General features: G+C 64.4%; 13 protein-coding genes and 1 pseudogene. 9 read left to right on the top strand and 5 right to left on the bottom strand.

The window, feature by feature from the left end; all coding sequences use genetic code 11:
- The first annotated feature begins 2 nt into the window (after window positions 1–2).
- The 4 genes from RMET_RS15780 (at window position 3) to RMET_RS15765 (ending at window position 5857) form a co-directional block, all read left to right on the top strand.
- Window positions 3–2108, top strand: a complete 2106-nt coding sequence (locus RMET_RS15780) for a molybdopterin-containing oxidoreductase family protein (RefSeq protein ID WP_011517633.1) — start codon at window positions 3–5, stop codon at window positions 2106–2108.
- Window positions 2105–3262: an aminopeptidase gene (locus RMET_RS15775; RefSeq protein ID WP_011517632.1), complete on the top strand. Its 1158-nt coding sequence runs from the start codon at window positions 2105–2107 to the stop codon at window positions 3260–3262. The genes RMET_RS15780 and RMET_RS15775 overlap by 4 nt, the downstream gene beginning before the upstream one ends.
- A 65-nt stretch (window positions 3263–3327) precedes the next feature.
- The gene (locus tag RMET_RS15770) at window positions 3328–3993 is read left to right on the top strand and encodes a TetR/AcrR family transcriptional regulator (RefSeq protein WP_186401023.1); all 666 of its coding nucleotides are present in this window, start codon (window positions 3328–3330) and stop codon (window positions 3991–3993) included.
- Window positions 3994–4174: 181 nt separating this feature from the next.
- On the top strand, window positions 4175–5857 hold the full coding sequence (locus RMET_RS15765; protein WP_011517630.1) for a long-chain fatty acid--CoA ligase: 1683 nt from the start codon (window positions 4175–4177) through the stop codon (window positions 5855–5857).
- Between the two features lie 16 nt (window positions 5858–5873).
- Here RMET_RS15765 and RMET_RS15760 read toward each other — a convergent pair whose 3' ends face one another.
- The 4 genes from RMET_RS15760 to RMET_RS15745 form a co-directional block, all read right to left on the bottom strand.
- The gene (locus tag RMET_RS15760; protein ID WP_011517629.1) at window positions 5874–6335 is read right to left on the bottom strand and encodes a hypothetical protein; all 462 of its coding nucleotides are present in this window, start codon (window positions 6333–6335) and stop codon (window positions 5874–5876) included.
- Window positions 6332–6838: a MarR family winged helix-turn-helix transcriptional regulator gene (locus RMET_RS15755; protein WP_011517628.1), complete on the bottom strand. Its 507-nt coding sequence runs from the start codon at window positions 6836–6838 to the stop codon at window positions 6332–6334. Before RMET_RS15755 ends, RMET_RS15760 begins: the two co-directional genes overlap by 4 nt.
- Window positions 6839–6905: 67 nt before the next feature.
- Complete coding sequence (locus RMET_RS15750; protein ID WP_011517627.1) at window positions 6906–7907, bottom strand: tripartite tricarboxylate transporter substrate binding protein; 1002 nt, start codon at window positions 7905–7907, stop codon at window positions 6906–6908.
- Between the two features lie 171 nt (window positions 7908–8078).
- A complete protein-coding gene (locus RMET_RS15745) occupies window positions 8079–9119 on the bottom strand; it encodes a porin (protein ID WP_231138503.1) in 1041 nt (346 codons plus the stop codon).
- Window positions 9120–9205: 86 nt separating this feature from the next.
- On the opposite strand from RMET_RS15745, the gene RMET_RS32375 reads away from it, so the two are divergent.
- The 4 genes from RMET_RS32375 (at window position 9206) to RMET_RS15725 (ending at window position 12401) form a co-directional block, all read left to right on the top strand.
- Window positions 9206–9751, top strand: coding sequence for a transposase (locus tag RMET_RS32375; protein ID WP_124682078.1), 546 nt, complete (start codon window positions 9206–9208; stop codon window positions 9749–9751).
- Between the two features lie 111 nt (window positions 9752–9862).
- Window positions 9863–11302, top strand: coding sequence for an IS481 family transposase (locus tag RMET_RS15735; RefSeq protein WP_008651549.1), 1440 nt, complete (start codon window positions 9863–9865; stop codon window positions 11300–11302).
- The gene (locus RMET_RS15730; RefSeq protein WP_008651548.1) at window positions 11299–12132 is read left to right on the top strand and encodes an ExeA family protein; all 834 of its coding nucleotides are present in this window, start codon (window positions 11299–11301) and stop codon (window positions 12130–12132) included. Before RMET_RS15735 ends, RMET_RS15730 begins: the two co-directional genes overlap by 4 nt.
- A 53-nt stretch (window positions 12133–12185) precedes the next feature.
- A complete protein-coding gene (locus RMET_RS15725; protein WP_011229369.1) occupies window positions 12186–12401 on the top strand; it encodes a hypothetical protein in 216 nt (71 codons plus the stop codon).
- A gap of 193 nt (window positions 12402–12594) precedes the next feature.
- Here RMET_RS15725 and RMET_RS15720 read toward each other — a convergent pair.
- A pseudogene (locus RMET_RS15720) lies at window positions 12595–12789 on the bottom strand (porin); the annotation flags it as partial.
- A gap of 338 nt (window positions 12790–13127) precedes the next feature.
- On the opposite strand from RMET_RS15720, the gene coq7 reads away from it, so the two are divergent.
- The gene (gene coq7, locus RMET_RS15715) at window positions 13128–13751 is read left to right on the top strand and encodes a 2-polyprenyl-3-methyl-6-methoxy-1,4-benzoquinone monooxygenase (protein WP_008650278.1); all 624 of its coding nucleotides are present in this window, start codon (window positions 13128–13130) and stop codon (window positions 13749–13751) included.
- Window positions 13752–13978 lie beyond the last annotated feature (227 nt).

The following is a 13978-nucleotide window of genomic DNA, read 5'->3' as shown; positions in this document are numbered from 1 at the left end:
CCATGGCCACCCGCATCGTCCGCGCCGCCTGCCCCCACGATTGCCCCGATACCTGTGCACTGCTCGTCACCGTCGAAGACGGCCGGGCGATCAAGGTCGCCGGAGACCCCGAGCATCCGGGCACCCAGGGTGTGCTCTGCACCAAGGTTTCGCGCTATACCGAACGCACCTATCACCCGGACCGGCTGTTGACCCCGCTGCGGCGAGTGGGCAAGAAGGGCGAGGGCAGGTTCGAGCCAATTTCGTGGGACGAGGCGCTCGACGAAATTGCCGAGCGGCTGTCATCGATCGCCGCCCGGAATCCCGAGGCGATCGTTCCCTACAGCTACGCCGGCACGATGGGCCTGGTACAGGGCGAGAGCATGGCCGCGCGCTTCTTCCACAAGCTCGGCGCCTCGCTGCTCGATCGCACGATCTGCGCCAGTGCGGGCGCCACGGCCCTGCGCCATACCTACGGCGCTAGCGTCGGCATGGACATGGAGCAGGTGGTCGACGCGAAGCTGATCATTATCTGGGGCAGCAATCCGATTACGTCGAACCTGCATTTCTGGACGCGCGCCCAGGAAGCCAAGCGCCGTGGCGCGACGCTGGTGGCGATCGACCCGTACCGCTCGCTGACGGCGGAGAAATGCCATCGTCATATCGCGCCGATGCCGGGCACCGACGCCGCGCTGGCGCTGGCGATGATGCACGTGCTGATTCGCGACGACCTGATCGACCACGACTACGTCGCCCGCAATACCGTTGGCTTCGACGCGCTGCGCGAACGGGCGATGCAGTTTTCGCCGGAAACGGCGGCGCGGATCTGCGGGATTCCGGTCGATGACATCGAGTGGCTCGCCGGGCTGTACGGCAAACTCGCCGTGCGCGAGCGCCAGCCGGTGGCGATCCGCCTGAATTACGGGATGCAGCGCGTGCACGGTGGCGGCCAGGCAGTGCGTGCCGTGGCGTGCCTGCCTTCGCTGGTCGGTGCATGGCGCGAGGCCGCAGGCGGCCTGCTGTTGTCGACGTCGGGCTTCTTCCCGGTCGACAACGCGGCGCTGCAACGACCCGACCTGCTGCCTGGCTGGCCGAACTTGCCGCGCACGATCAACATGAGCACGATCGGCGACGCGCTGCTGGACGACGGCACCACCGGCAACGGCCCGAAGATCGAAGCCGTGGTGGTCTACAACAGCAACCCCGTGGCAGTGGCGCCGGAATCGGGGAAGGTGGCAGCCGGGTTTGGACGCGACGACCTGTTCACGGTTGTACTGGAACACTTCCGGACCGATACGGCCGATTACGCCGATATCGTGCTGCCGGCCACGACGCAGCTCGAGCACATTGATGTGCACAAGGCCTACGGCCACACTTACTTCCTGGCGAACAACCAGGCGGTGGAGCCGCTCGGGCAGGCGCTGCCGAACACCGAGATCTTCCGCCGGCTGGCCGCGCGCATGGGATTCACGGAGTCCTGCTTTGCCGACAGCGACGAGGCGATCGCATCGCAGGCCGTCCTGCGTGAAGACAAGCGCGCGGCGGGTATTAGCTGGGATTCCCTCAAGGCCCGGGGCTGGCAGAAGCTGAATATCGCCAAGGCGCCGTTCGCCGAGGGCGGCTTCCCGTCGGCATCGGGCAAGTGCGAGTTCTATTCGGAGACAATGGCGCGAGAGGGGCTTGATCCCGTTCCCGCCTACGTGCCGCCTTACGAAGCGCCTTCCTCGGCCCCCGAACTGTTCGCGCGTTACCCGCTGGCGATGATCTCGCCGCCGGCACGTAACTTCCTCAACAGCACGTTCGTCAATGTCGACAGCCTGCGCGCCACCGAAGGCGAGCCGCATCTCGACATCCATCCGCTCGACGCCGCGGCGCGTGGCATTGCCAATGGTGTGCAGGTCCGCGCCTTCAACGATCGCGGCAGCATGCTGGCGCGCGCCCGCGTGACCGACCGCGCCCGGCAGGGCCTGGTCGTCGGCCTGTCGATCTGGTGGAAGAAGCTCGCGCCGGATGGCAAGAACGCCAACGAACTGACCAGCCAGCGATTGACGGACCTGGGGCGCGCGCCGGTGTTCTACGATTGCCTGGTCGAAGTGGAGCCGGTGCCCGCGGAGGCGCTGGCATCATGATCCGCTGGCCGGCCCGCCGGCGCCTGGCGAGTGCCCTGGCGGTGCTCGGCGCGGCGTTGCTGGTGGCCGGCTGCGACACACTCGGCTATTACTATCAGTCGATCGGCGGCCATCTTGGCGTGATGGCGCAGGCACAGCCGATCGACGATGCCATTGCCACGGCCAATGGCGCCCACGATGCGCGCCTGGCCCAGCGTCTGACGCTGGCCCGCGAGATCCGTGACTACGCCTCGCGCGAGTTGAAGCTGCCTGACAACGGCAGCTATCGCCGCTACGCCAACCTGCATCGTCCCTATGTGGTGTGGAGCGTGTTCGCCACGCCCGAGCTGTCGATGGATCTGCGCAAGTGGTGCTTTCCGATCGTCGGTTGCATCACCTATCGGGGCTACTACGACCAGAAAGCTGCCGACCACTACGCGCTGGGGCTGCGCCGTGACGGGCTGGAGGCCTATGTGGCCGGCATCCCCGCGTATTCCACGCTTGGCTACTTCGACGACCCGCTGCTCAACACCTTCGTCTACCTGCCCGAAGGCGAACTGGCGCGGCTGATCTTCCACGAACTGGCGCATCAGGTGGTTTACGTGCGCAACGACACGGCGTTCAACGAGTCGTTTGCCACGGCGGTGGAGACGGCCGGCGTCGAGCGCTGGCTCGCGCAGGAAGGATCGCCCGAGGTGCGCGCCAGCTATCAGATCTACGACAAGCGGCGGCGCCAGTTCCGCACCATGCTGCTGGGCGCGCGCGACCAACTGGTCGAGCTTTACCATTCGCCGCTCGACGACGACGCCAAGCGGCAAGGCAAAGCGCGTATCTTCGACGAACTGCGCCAGACGTATGCGAACCTCAAGAAGGACGAGTGGGGCGGCTACAGCGGCTACGACCGATGGTTCGAGCAGCCGCTGACCAATGCCCATCTGGCCGCTGTCGCCACGTATCAGCAATGGGTGCCGGCTTTTACCGCGTTGCTGGCGCAATGCGACGGTGACTGGGACCGCTTCTACGCGGCCGCGCGCAAGATCGGCGATCTCCCGCCGGCAGAGCGCGACGCGGCCTTGCGCAAGCTGGCGCCGCCCGCCACCGAGGTGAAGCCACTGACCGCCTTGCGTGCGACGGACGCCGGCAGTCAGACATCCGCTACCAGTCAGGGGCAGTAGCCACCGAGGTCAATCGCGGGAGTTTCCCAATGGTGGTGCGCACGGGCCGTGCGAGAATGGCCGACATGCCTCGCGCCCTCAAAAGAACCGGCCATACGCCTCGTGCCGCCGAAGCCACCACGCTGGCAGAAAGCGGCCCTGCACGCGCGCACGTTGCCGAACGCCAGGAAGCGCGTCGTCGCCAGATTCTCGACGCGGCGGGCCAGCTCTTCTACACGAAGGGCTACCCAGGCATGACGATGAACGATCTGTGCCGGGCGCTCGGCGTGACCAAGCCCGCCGTCTATTACTACTTCGCTGACAAGTACGAGATCTTCGACATCCTGTGTCGCGAGTCGGCACAGACCTGTCTGACGGTGATCCGCGAGACCGCCGACCCGGCACTGCCGGTTCGCGAGCGGCTGAGCGCCTGCCTGCTGGAAATGGCGCGACGCTGCGTCCGCTGCCATGTGGCCGCCGCCCTGAGCTTTCGCGACAACCAGTACCTGAGGCCGGACACGGTGGAATGGCTCAACACCATGGCGCGCGATTTCTATCGCGACCTGTACGCGCTTCTGGAAGAAGGACGTGAGGCGGGCGTGTTCGAGTTCGGCGATGCGCGCGTGACCGCGCATTCCATGGGCGGCGTGATTGGATTCATGTACACGTGGCACGAGCCGGGACGCATGGACCCGGAGACGCTGGCGCAGGAGTTGGCCAGGAACATGATGAAACTGGTCCTGCCGAATTGATCGCAGTCAAAGCCAGCTGAGGCCGTCAGGGTATTCCCTTGGTCACCTTAATGGGTGACGCATAATCCATGATTTCACGGTCGTATTCGTGGAGGACTTCGTCTAACGTGTTGTCTCGATAGCATCGCGCGTTTAGCATTGCGAAAAAATCGAACGACCATTCAGAAATTCAGGAGACGGTATGGAAAAGCTGTGGCTGAAAAACTATCCGGCAGGCGTGCCAGCAGAGATCGACGCCAGCCAGTTCCGTTCACTGGCCCAGTTGCTCGAGGAATCGTTCCGTACCTATGCCGATCGCCGGGCATTCATCTGCATGGACCATGCGATAACCTACGGCGAACTCGATCAGCTTTCCCACGCCTTTGCCGCGTGGCTGCAGTCGCGGGGCCTGCGCCCCGGCGCGCGCATTGCGATCATGATGCCGAACGTGCTGCAGTATCCGGTGGTGCTGGCGGCTGTGTTGCGTGCCGGCTACGTGGTGGTCAACGTCAATCCGCTCTACACGCCGCGTGAACTCGAGCACCAGCTCAAGGACAGCGGCGCCGAGGCGATCGTTATCCTCGAGAACTTTGCATCGACGCTGCAGGCCGTGCTGTCAGCCACACCGGTCAAGCACGTCGTGGTGGCCAGCATGGGCGATCTGCTCGGTACGGTGAAGGGCGCAATCGTCAATTTCGTGGTCCGTAACGTCAAGAAGATGGTGCCGGCCTGGGAACTGCCCCACTGCGTGCGCTTCAAGGACGTGCTGGCCGAAGGCCGGAAGATGACGCTGAAGCCGGTCAATACCGGTCCGGATGACGTGGCGTTCCTGCAGTACACGGGCGGGACCACCGGCGTGTCGAAGGGCGCCACGCTGCTGCATCGGAACATCGTGGCCAACGTGCTGCAGTCCGAAGCGTGGATGCAGCCGGCGCTGGCCAAGGGTGCGCCTATCGACCAGGTGGTCACCATCACCGCGCTGCCGCTGTACCACATCTTCGCGCTGACCGTCTGCTGCCTGCTGGGTATGCGCAGCGGTGGCCTGAGCATCCTGATCCCGAATCCGCGCGATATCCCGGGCTTCATCAAGGAACTGCAGAAGTACAAGTTCCACATGTTCCCGGCCGTGAACACGCTCTACAACGCGCTGCTGAATCATCCAGACTTCGCCAAGATCGATTTCTCGGGCCTGCGCGTGGCCAATGGCGGCGGCATGGCCGTGCAGGAAGCCGTGGCCAAGAACTGGCTGGCGAAGACGGGCTGCCCGATCATCGAAGGTTACGGCCTGTCCGAAACCTCGCCGTCGGCCACCTGCAATCCGACCGATACCGATGCGTTCTCCGGCACGATTGGTCTGCCGTTGCCGTCGACCGACGTGTCGATCCGCGACGACGACGGCAACGAACTGCCTCTCGGCCAGCCGGGCGAAATCTGCCTGCGCGGGCCGCAGGTGATGGCCGGCTACTGGAACCGCCCCGACGAGACCGCCAAGGTCATGACCGCGGACGGCTTCTTCAAGACAGGCGACATCGGCGTGATGGACGAGCGCGGCTATACCAAGATCGTCGATCGCAAGAAGGACATGATCCTGGTGTCGGGCTTCAATGTGTATCCGAACGAAGTGGAAGGCGTGGTCGCGGAATGCCCGGGCGTGCTGGAGGTCGCCGCCGTGGGCGTGCCGGACCAGCATTCGGGCGAGGTGGTGAAGCTGTTCGTGGTCAAGAAGGACCCGGCGTTGTCCGAGGCCGACGTGATCGCGTTCTGCAAGGATCGCCTGACCGGCTACAAGCGCCCCAAGTACGTCGAGTTCCGTACCGAACTGCCGAAGACCAACGTCGGCAAGATCCTGCGCCGCGAACTGCGCGATAGCCGCAAGGCAGCCTGACGCAGGATGTGGCGCCTCAACACTCGTTTGACGGCGCCATCTGCGGTTGTGTCGACCCATCCGGATAGATCAGCCGCACACACGCGCCGGGCTCCAGTCCCGGCGCCGCCGGCGCGTTCACCTGCGCCACGGTGCCATCGGCCGCCCTTATCTTGTACTGGTAGAGGTCCATCTGCTGAGGTGGCGGCCGGTTGAACAGGCGCGTCAGATCCATAGAGAATCCCACGCCTACGCCGCCACCGCCACCACCGCCGCCAACACCGGCGGCTCCCACACCGACGCCATAGCCGCTGTCGTTCGGGTTCGCGACGTCGATTCGCGTCAGGAACGTCTTTTCGGTGACGCGTCCGAGCTTGACCGTCGCGTTCACCGGGGTGATCTGCGGGCCCGAAGGCGCCGAGGAGGCACACGCCGCCATGACGCATGCCGTGGACAAGATTCCTATGAGTTGCAGCGGACGAGACAGTAACTGGGTCATGACGTGGGCAGGCTGGTTTTGAGGCGTCCGAGCAGCCGGAACAGCGCGCGGCGATCGGTTTCGGCCAGGCCGGAGAACAATTGCTCGATCCACCCCTCGTGCGCGCGCGCCATGCTGGAGAAGGCTGCCCGGCCGGCGGGTGTCAGGCGGATCAGATAGGCGCGGCGATCGGTGGGCAGCGCCTCGCGCGTGACCAGGCCTTCCTGCTGCAACTGGTCGGTGATGCCGGTGACGTTGCCGCCGGTCACCATCATGCGGCGCGACAACTCGCCCATCTTGAGGCCTTCAGGATGCCGATCGAGCTGCGACATCAGATCGAAGCGGGGCAGAGTGACCGCGAAATCCTGACGCAGCCGCGAACGGATGTCGCCCTCGATCAGGTTCGTGCAGGTCAACAGGCGCAGCCAGAGGCGCAGCGCCTCATGCTCCGAGTCGCCGGCGCTGGTCTCCAGATCGACCGGCGCCGGCTCGTCGGTATTGCTGGCAGAGGAAGGATTGGGCATCGTGGTTAGGGCAGGCAAAAACTTGATATTTCAAGTATATGCCTTGCCCGGCCACGATCGGTTGTCGTCAGTCGACCTTTGCGCCGGAATCCTTGACCACCTTGGCCCATTTGATGTGTTCTGCGCGGATGAGCGCGGCGAACTGGTCGGGTGTGTTGCCGATCGGATCGGCGCCCTGGGCCATCATCCGTTCGCGCACGGCGGGGGTGCTCAGGCTCTTGGCGACTTCCTGCTGGATGCGATGGATGATCTCCGGCGACGTGCCAGCCGGTGCCAGCAGCCCGAACCACGAACTGGCCTCATAGTTCGGCAGGTTCGCCGCGGCCGCCACGGTGGGCACGCCGGGCAGCGCCGGCGACGGCTTGGCGCTGGTCACGGCCAGCGCCTTGAGCTTGCCGGCCTTGATCAGCGCCATGGAGGAAGGCAGGTTGTCGAACATCACCTGCATCGTCCCGCCCGTCATGTCGGTCAGCGCGGGGCCGCTGCCACGGTACGGGAAGTGGACCATGTAGGTCTTGGTCTGGGTCTTGAACAGTTCGCCGGCCAGGTGGATCGACGTGCCGTTGCCGCTCGACGCCATGTTCAGCTTGCCCGGATTGGCCCGTGCGTAGGCAATGAGATCGTTGACGGTATTGATCTTGTTCTGCTGCGCGAAGGCGGGATTCACCTCCAGCACATTGGGGACCGAAGCCACCTCGGTGATCGGCGCGAAGTCCTTGATCGGGTCGTACGGCAGCTTGCCGTACAGCGACTGGTTGATGCCGTGCGTCCCTACGGTGCCCATCAGCAGCGTGTAGCCATCCGGCGCCGACTTCGCGACGATATCCGAGCCGATATTGCCGCCAGCGCCGGGTTTGTTGTCGACCACCACGTTCCAGCCGGGCAGCTTCGACAATTCGGCAGAGACCGCGCGCGCCAGGATGTCAGTGGTGCCACCGGCCGGGAATGGCACGACCAGGCGGATTGGCTTGGTGGGATAAGCGTCGGCGGCGTGGGCCGATGCGGCCGCCAGCGGGCTCAGGGCAATCGAAAGCAGCAGCGCGACAGCGCGCCGGCGTGGGTGTGACATGGCAAAGTCTCCGTATAAGGGCCGGCCAAGGGCCGGTTGTCCCGGTATCGGAGCCATTCTAGTCTGGTGTTCGCCACCTGGCGGATGGGGTGAAGCCCTTATGCGTGTCTCGCTTGTGGCAAGAAAAAAGGCGCCCGTGGGCGCCTTGAAAGGAACGATGAATCGGTTCGATCAGAACTTGTGGCGAATACCCAGGGCCACGCCGACCTGGCTGTTGGCGCCTTGCTGCAGGAAGTAGCCGTTGGCGAAGCTGACCGCCGACGTGTCGAAGTTCAGGCCCGAGTTCTTCGCGTAGGCCATCGTCAGGTAGACGTCGGTGCGCTTCGAGAAGTTGTAGTCGGCCACGAAGCTGATCTGCCACGGGTTGGCGGGATTGTTCGACGGCAGGGCGGCTTGGCCAACCCCGGCAGGGGCGCGCAGCTGCGTCACGTCGTCGTAGAAGTAGGCAAGCGTCAGACCCAGCGGAGCGCTGACCTGATAGTTCAAGCCGATCCAGTAGTAGTTGTCGCGGATCAGTTCGTTGCCGCTGCTGTCCGTGGTACGGCCATAGCGGTAACCAGCCATCAGCTTGGCTGGGCCATACGTGTAGCTACCGGCTGCGCCGATCTTGCGCGACCGGCCAGGCGAGCCAATGTTGACCGCCGGACGCCATTCGTCATAGGCAACCGTCAGGCCAAGGGGGCCGCTCATGTACAGCACGCCAGCGCCACCGCCTGCGTTGTTGTTGAAGTTGCCCGGCACTTCGCCAGCGCCGCCGCCGGCCAGCGGGGTTGTGCCGATCGCGCCGACGCCCGTGCCGAAGCTCCAGTGCGCCTCGGCGGTGACCGGGCCGATCACGGCGGTGTACTTGGCCGTGTTGTCCGAGCGGAAGTTCGTACCCAGCTGGGCCACCACCGGTTCATACAGCGTCGCGTAGCCGGTCGGCGAGAAGTTCGCGAACATGTCGAACATCGTGGTGTACTGGCGACCGAAGGTCACACGACCCAGCGTATCGCTTTGCAGACCCAGGAATGCCTGACGACCGAAGAGGCGGCCGCCTTGTTGCGACTTGCCATCGTCAAGGCCAAAGCCGCTTTCCAGCACGAACAGTGCCTTCAGGCCGCCGCCCAGATCTTCGGTGCCACGCAGACCCCAACGCGAGCCGGACAGGCCGCCGCCGCCAGCTGTGCATAAGCAGCTTTCGTGATGCCGAAAGCGTGGGGATTTGAGCAAGAACGGTGATGGACGCTGGAGGGGTTCCCTCAGGGAGCGTGCATGCACGCGCCTGAGGGAAGATGTCGCCTTTATTGTGTCGAGCAATGAAGGAGACCTCAGCAGTGTGCCATGCCTTGCTACAAACGCCAGCGTTTTTTGCCCTGTTGCGCCGGATCGACGAAGACTTGATGAAGGTGGCGCGAGACAGGGGCTGCTGCCATTGCGGCTCTGTGCTGCACAGTGCCAACTATCCGCGTAAGCCGCGCGGATGCCCACCGGCAGCACACCCGGACTGCAATACGCGCCTGAGCCTGTGCTGTGCCGGATGCCGCAAACGCATGACGCCCGATTCGGTGCGCTTTCTCGGCCGGCGTGTCTGGCTGGCCATTGTCCTGGTACTGCGATCGAGCCGTGCCACTGGCGCCTGCCTGGACGGCCTGCCGGCGATCAGTTGGGCCACGCTCAAGCGCTGGCGTCAGTGGTGGACCGAGACCTTCCCCAAGACCCCCGTCGGTCGGTGGCTGCGTGGCCTCATCCCGCCAACGCCCGAGCCGTTCATCTATCCCGACTGCCTGCTGCAATCGGTCGAGCACGACAGCGAAGACGAGCGTCTGGCCGCGGTGTTGCTTCTGCTGCTGGGCCCGGCCTGACCACGCTGGCTGAGGGATGCGCCAGATAGGGGAATCTCCCGCAGAACATGTCGATGGCGGGTCACCCGCACTGCCCGTAGCCTGCTCCCGTTATCCCCCCAACGGAGAGTCATGTCACTATCGATTGATCATCGCAACCGATGGGCGCGCTTGCGCTTCTCGGTCATTGGCCCTTTGCTGGCTTCGCCGCCTGCCAAAGGAGAATTGCAGCAAGCGTTCCAGGCACTGGCCGCCAAGGTCTGGCGGCACCCCATCACCGGCGCCGACGTTCAGTTCGGCGCGTCTTCCATCGAACGCTGGTATTACCGGGCCCGTCACGTCCAGGATCCGGTCGATCAACTCAAGAACCGACTGCGCGACGATTGCGGCCACTTCGTCAGTCTGAGCCCAGCCATCATCGAAGCGCTGGTCGAGCAGTACCGTCAGCACCCCGGCTGGACCATGCAGTTGCATTACGACAACCTGCGCGTCGCGACCAAGGATGGCCCGGACACGCTGCCGTCCTACACCACGGTGTGCCGGTATCTGAAGGCGCAGGGTCTGGTGCGCAAGCCAACCCCGCGCTCGAGCACGGATGGGGCCATCGCTGCTGCGGCTCGCCGCGAGGCACGCGAGGTGCGTAGCTACGAGGTCGACCACGTGGCCGCGCTCTGGCACCTGGACTTCCACCATGGTTCGCGCAAGGTGCTCACCCCCGATGGGCAGTGGCACAAGCCGCTGCTGCTCTGCATTATGGACGACCATTCGCGGCTGGTCTGCCACCTGCAGTGGTTCCTCGACGAGACCACTGCCTCGCTGGTGCACGGCGTCTCGCAGGCGATCATGAAGCGAGGGCTGCCGCGGGCCATCATGACCGATAACGGCGCAGCCATGATGGCCGACGAGTTCGTCGAGGGGCTGGCCAGTCTGGGCATCCTGCACCAGACTACCTTGCCCTACAGCCCATACCAGAATGCCAAGCAGGAACGCTTCTGGGGACAGCTCGAGTCCCGGCTGATGGCCATGCTCGAAGGTGAGTCGCACCTCACCCTGGAGCAATTGAACCTCGCCACGCAGGCCTGGGTCGAGCAGGAATACCACCACAAGGAACACGCCGAACTCGAGGCGACGCCTCTGCAGCGCTACCTGTCCTGTGCCGACGTCTCGCGCCCCAGTCCCGAGGCGCTGGCCTTGCGCCGGGCCTTCCGTATCCGCCAGCATCGCCGCCAGCGCAGAACCGACGGCACCTTCACGTTGGACGGCGTGCGCTTCGAGATCCCCGGCGCTTACCGCCACCTCGAGCAAGTCTGCCTGAGCTACGCGCGCTGGGATCTCTCCCAAGTCGACCTGATCGATGCGCGCATCGGCGCGATCCTGGCCGCCGTGTTCCCGCTGGACAAGTCTGCCAATGCCGACGCACGGCGCGCGCATCTCACGGCCAAGGGTGCCTCGCCTGCTAACGAGGAACCCGCGCAGGCTGGCACTGCGCCGCTGCTGCGTCAGTTGCTCGCCGAACACGCCGCCACCGGCCTGCCGCCGGCCTATCTCCCACCCGCACCCACCAAGCTATGAATCAACCCAACCTGCTGGCCTTGTACGGTCTGAAGTTCAACCCCTTCGCCCAGGACATCCCCGTCGAGGCCGTGTTCGTGCCACCCAAGCTCGATCACTTCTGCTGGCGCATTGAGAACGGTATGGCCCGCGAAGGCGGCTTCGCCATGGTGCATGGCGACCCCGGTTGCGGCAAGAGCGTCACGCTGCGCCTGCTCCATCAGCGCCTCATGCGCGTCCCCGATCTGATGGTCGGCTCGATCGCTCACCCACAGAGCAATCTGGCGGACTTCTATCGCGAGCTCAGCGACATCTTTACCGTACCGCTCAAGCCCCACAATCGCTGGGGCGGCTTCAAGGCGCTGCGCGAGCGCTGGCTCACCCACATGGAGGCCAGCCGCCGCCGCTGCGTGCTGCTCATCGATGAAGCCCAGGAGATGGCGGTGCCAGCCCTCTCGGAACTGCGCCTGCTCGCACAGGCACGCTTCGACTCGCAATTGCTGCTGTGCGTGGTGCTTGCCGGCGACGCTCGCCTGCCGGAGAAGTTCAGCCGCGAGGACCTGATCCCGCTGGGCAGCCGCATCCGCTGCCGTCTGGCGCTGGAGAGTGCGAGCATCGACGAGCTGCAGGCCTGCCTGGACCACTTGCTGGCCGCCGCCGGCAACGCCACCCTGATGACCATGCCATTGCGCCAGACCCTGTGTGAGCACGCCGCCGGCAATTACCGCATCCTGATGAACCTGGCGGGCGAGCTTCTGGCCCAGGCCGCGCAGCGGGAGCTACCGCAGATCGACGAGAAGCTCTATCTGGAAACCTACAGCGCAACCCTGAACCGCCGCGCCAGGCGGTGAGTGGCGCCGTTGGCCATCGCCGCCACGTCCATCAACACAACGACGACATCACCATGACCTTCCACCAGCCATCCGGCATCGCCCAGGGGCTGCCCCTGCTCATTGATGCCAACTGGACGCCCGCGCAGGCCTGGGCTGTGATCGAATTGCTCGACGATCTGCGCGACCGTCTGCATGCTCACTATCAATTGGCCTTGGCCCAGTGGCTGGCCGAAGATCGGCAGGAGCATCCTGATGGCCTTGGCGATCTCGCAGATAACGACTTCTGATCCAGTAACAAGGGGCCCGCCGGGCCCCTTGTTACATCAGTGCCGCTGCTCCGCATCCGGTCCACCGCGATAGATCGCCACGTCCATCAGCGTTGCCCGACGGCACGCAACATTGGTGATGGACGGTGCCGCAGCCGACCATCAATTACCGTGCTCGCGCATCCATCGAATCTCGTGCTCACGCACAGCCAGACAGACCAACACGGCTGCCGCCGCCCGGTGCCGATTGAGGAACGCCGCTGGCGTTGGGGGCGCCCAGGCCCGGTGCCAGGTGGTTCGTGTATTCAATCGGCAAGTCCACGACACCATAAAGGGTCACGCTCGATTGCGCATTTGCAGCTGTGGCAAACGCGCTCATCGCGGCAAGCGCGAGAAGCGACTTTTTCATGCTGGGTGATCTCCACTTAAGAATTATTAGATAAAGCTCGGAAGGGACCTCCATAAGTCAGCCCTCTACACCCTTCCGCACTTGACTTCCTTGGAAGCTGCCGATCACTCTAACAAAAGAGCACTTCTTTTGACCCTGTGGTAAACGTCTTGTCTGGTTTTCACAACTCAGGGTTTTTAAGTACCTGTAAGCGACAGATGCCAGCACAGACGCGGCGTTGCGGGCCTCGCGAGGGTCGCGCGGGTACAATGGGGGAATTCCCGAAGGCGCGTTTGGTGCGACCTACCTCTTCAGTGGGGCGAAGGTTCGATATGCGCGCAGACCATCCCTAGACAGACATGGATACGTTGATCCGAGAATTCGATGTCGCGTTGCGCGCGATTGCCGGTGCGACCCGCGCGGAGCGCGCCAACCCTGCAGACAGGCTGGCTCCGGAAACGGAGCAGATGAACCCCGAGGAGCGTCGCCACGTATCCGGCCTCATGCGCATCAACCATGTTGGAGAGGTTTGCGCCCAGGCCCTCTACCAGGCGCAGAAGCTGACCGCGCGAACGCCGGCCGTGCGCGCGCAGATGGATGCTGCCGCTAAAGAGGAAGAGGATCATCTGGCCTGGTGCGCGGACCGCCTGCGTGAACTGGGCTCGCGTCCGAGCCTGCTGAATCCCGTCTGGTATGCCGGCGCGTTCGCGATCGGCGTTTTGGCGGGACGCGCCGGCGACAAGGTCAGCCTTGGCTTCGTGGCCGAGACCGAGCGTCAGGTCGAGCATCATCTGACCAGCCACCTCGACCGCTTGCCCACCACGGACAGCCGCTCGCGCGCAATCCTTGAACAGATGCGCGACGACGAGGTCCGCCACGGCGATGCCGCGAGGAACGCAGGGGGTATCCCACTGCCGGGACCAGTTCGCGCATTGATGCAAGTCGCATCGCGCGTCATGACCACCACCGCCTATCGCATCTGATCGATAAGGATCGGCGCGTCTCGAAGCGCTTCCTCGCGATCCATTTCGCGATGGATCGTGGACCTGCCTGTGGTGGTTGTGGAAAAGTCCCCTGAGCCCTTGCCTGACAGGGGCTGACAGCAAAACGTTGTATCCTTCCCGACGGCGTGAAACCGATGGCGTTTCGCGCTGTCGGCAGTATTCCCTCCGGTAGTTCTCAGGTGGTTTCTCTGCTTTCCTCCCCAAGT

Origin of the sequence: Cupriavidus metallidurans CH34 (assembly GCF_000196015.1) — a bacterium.
Classification (GTDB): Bacteria; Pseudomonadota; Gammaproteobacteria; order Burkholderiales; family Burkholderiaceae; genus Cupriavidus; species Cupriavidus metallidurans.
Note: the sequence above shows the minus strand (reverse complement) of the source record. Positions and strands in the feature narration are given on the sequence as shown.

What these genes read in the sequence shown, in the direction of transcription:
- RMET_RS15730 (WP_008651548.1), top strand. Translation starts at nt 11,299, where the DNA reads ATGAATCAACCCAACCTGCTGGCCTTGTACGGTCTGAAGTTCAACCCC.
- coq7 (WP_008650278.1), top strand. Translation starts at nt 13,128, where the DNA reads ATGGATACGTTGATCCGAGAATTCGATGTCGCGTTGCGCGCGATTGCC.
- RMET_RS15750 (WP_011517627.1), bottom strand. Translation starts at nt 7,907, where the DNA reads ATGTCACACCCACGCCGGCGCGCTGTCGCGCTGCTGCTTTCGATTGCC.
- RMET_RS15735 (WP_008651549.1), top strand. Translation starts at nt 9,863, where the DNA reads ATGTCACTATCGATTGATCATCGCAACCGATGGGCGCGCTTGCGCTTC.
- RMET_RS15755 (WP_011517628.1), bottom strand. Translation starts at nt 6,838, where the DNA reads ATGCCCAATCCTTCCTCTGCCAGCAATACCGACGAGCCGGCGCCGGTC.
- RMET_RS32375 (WP_124682078.1), top strand. Translation starts at nt 9,206, where the DNA reads ATGAAGGAGACCTCAGCAGTGTGCCATGCCTTGCTACAAACGCCAGCG.
- RMET_RS15760 (WP_011517629.1), bottom strand. Translation starts at nt 6,335, where the DNA reads ATGACCCAGTTACTGTCTCGTCCGCTGCAACTCATAGGAATCTTGTCC.
- RMET_RS15770 (WP_186401023.1), top strand. Translation starts at nt 3,328, where the DNA reads ATGCCTCGCGCCCTCAAAAGAACCGGCCATACGCCTCGTGCCGCCGAA.
- RMET_RS15765 (WP_011517630.1), top strand. Translation starts at nt 4,175, where the DNA reads ATGGAAAAGCTGTGGCTGAAAAACTATCCGGCAGGCGTGCCAGCAGAG.
- RMET_RS15780 (WP_011517633.1), top strand. Translation starts at nt 3, where the DNA reads ATGGCCACCCGCATCGTCCGCGCCGCCTGCCCCCACGATTGCCCCGAT.
- RMET_RS15775 (WP_011517632.1), top strand. Translation starts at nt 2,105, where the DNA reads ATGATCCGCTGGCCGGCCCGCCGGCGCCTGGCGAGTGCCCTGGCGGTG.
- RMET_RS15725 (WP_011229369.1), top strand. Translation starts at nt 12,186, where the DNA reads ATGACCTTCCACCAGCCATCCGGCATCGCCCAGGGGCTGCCCCTGCTC.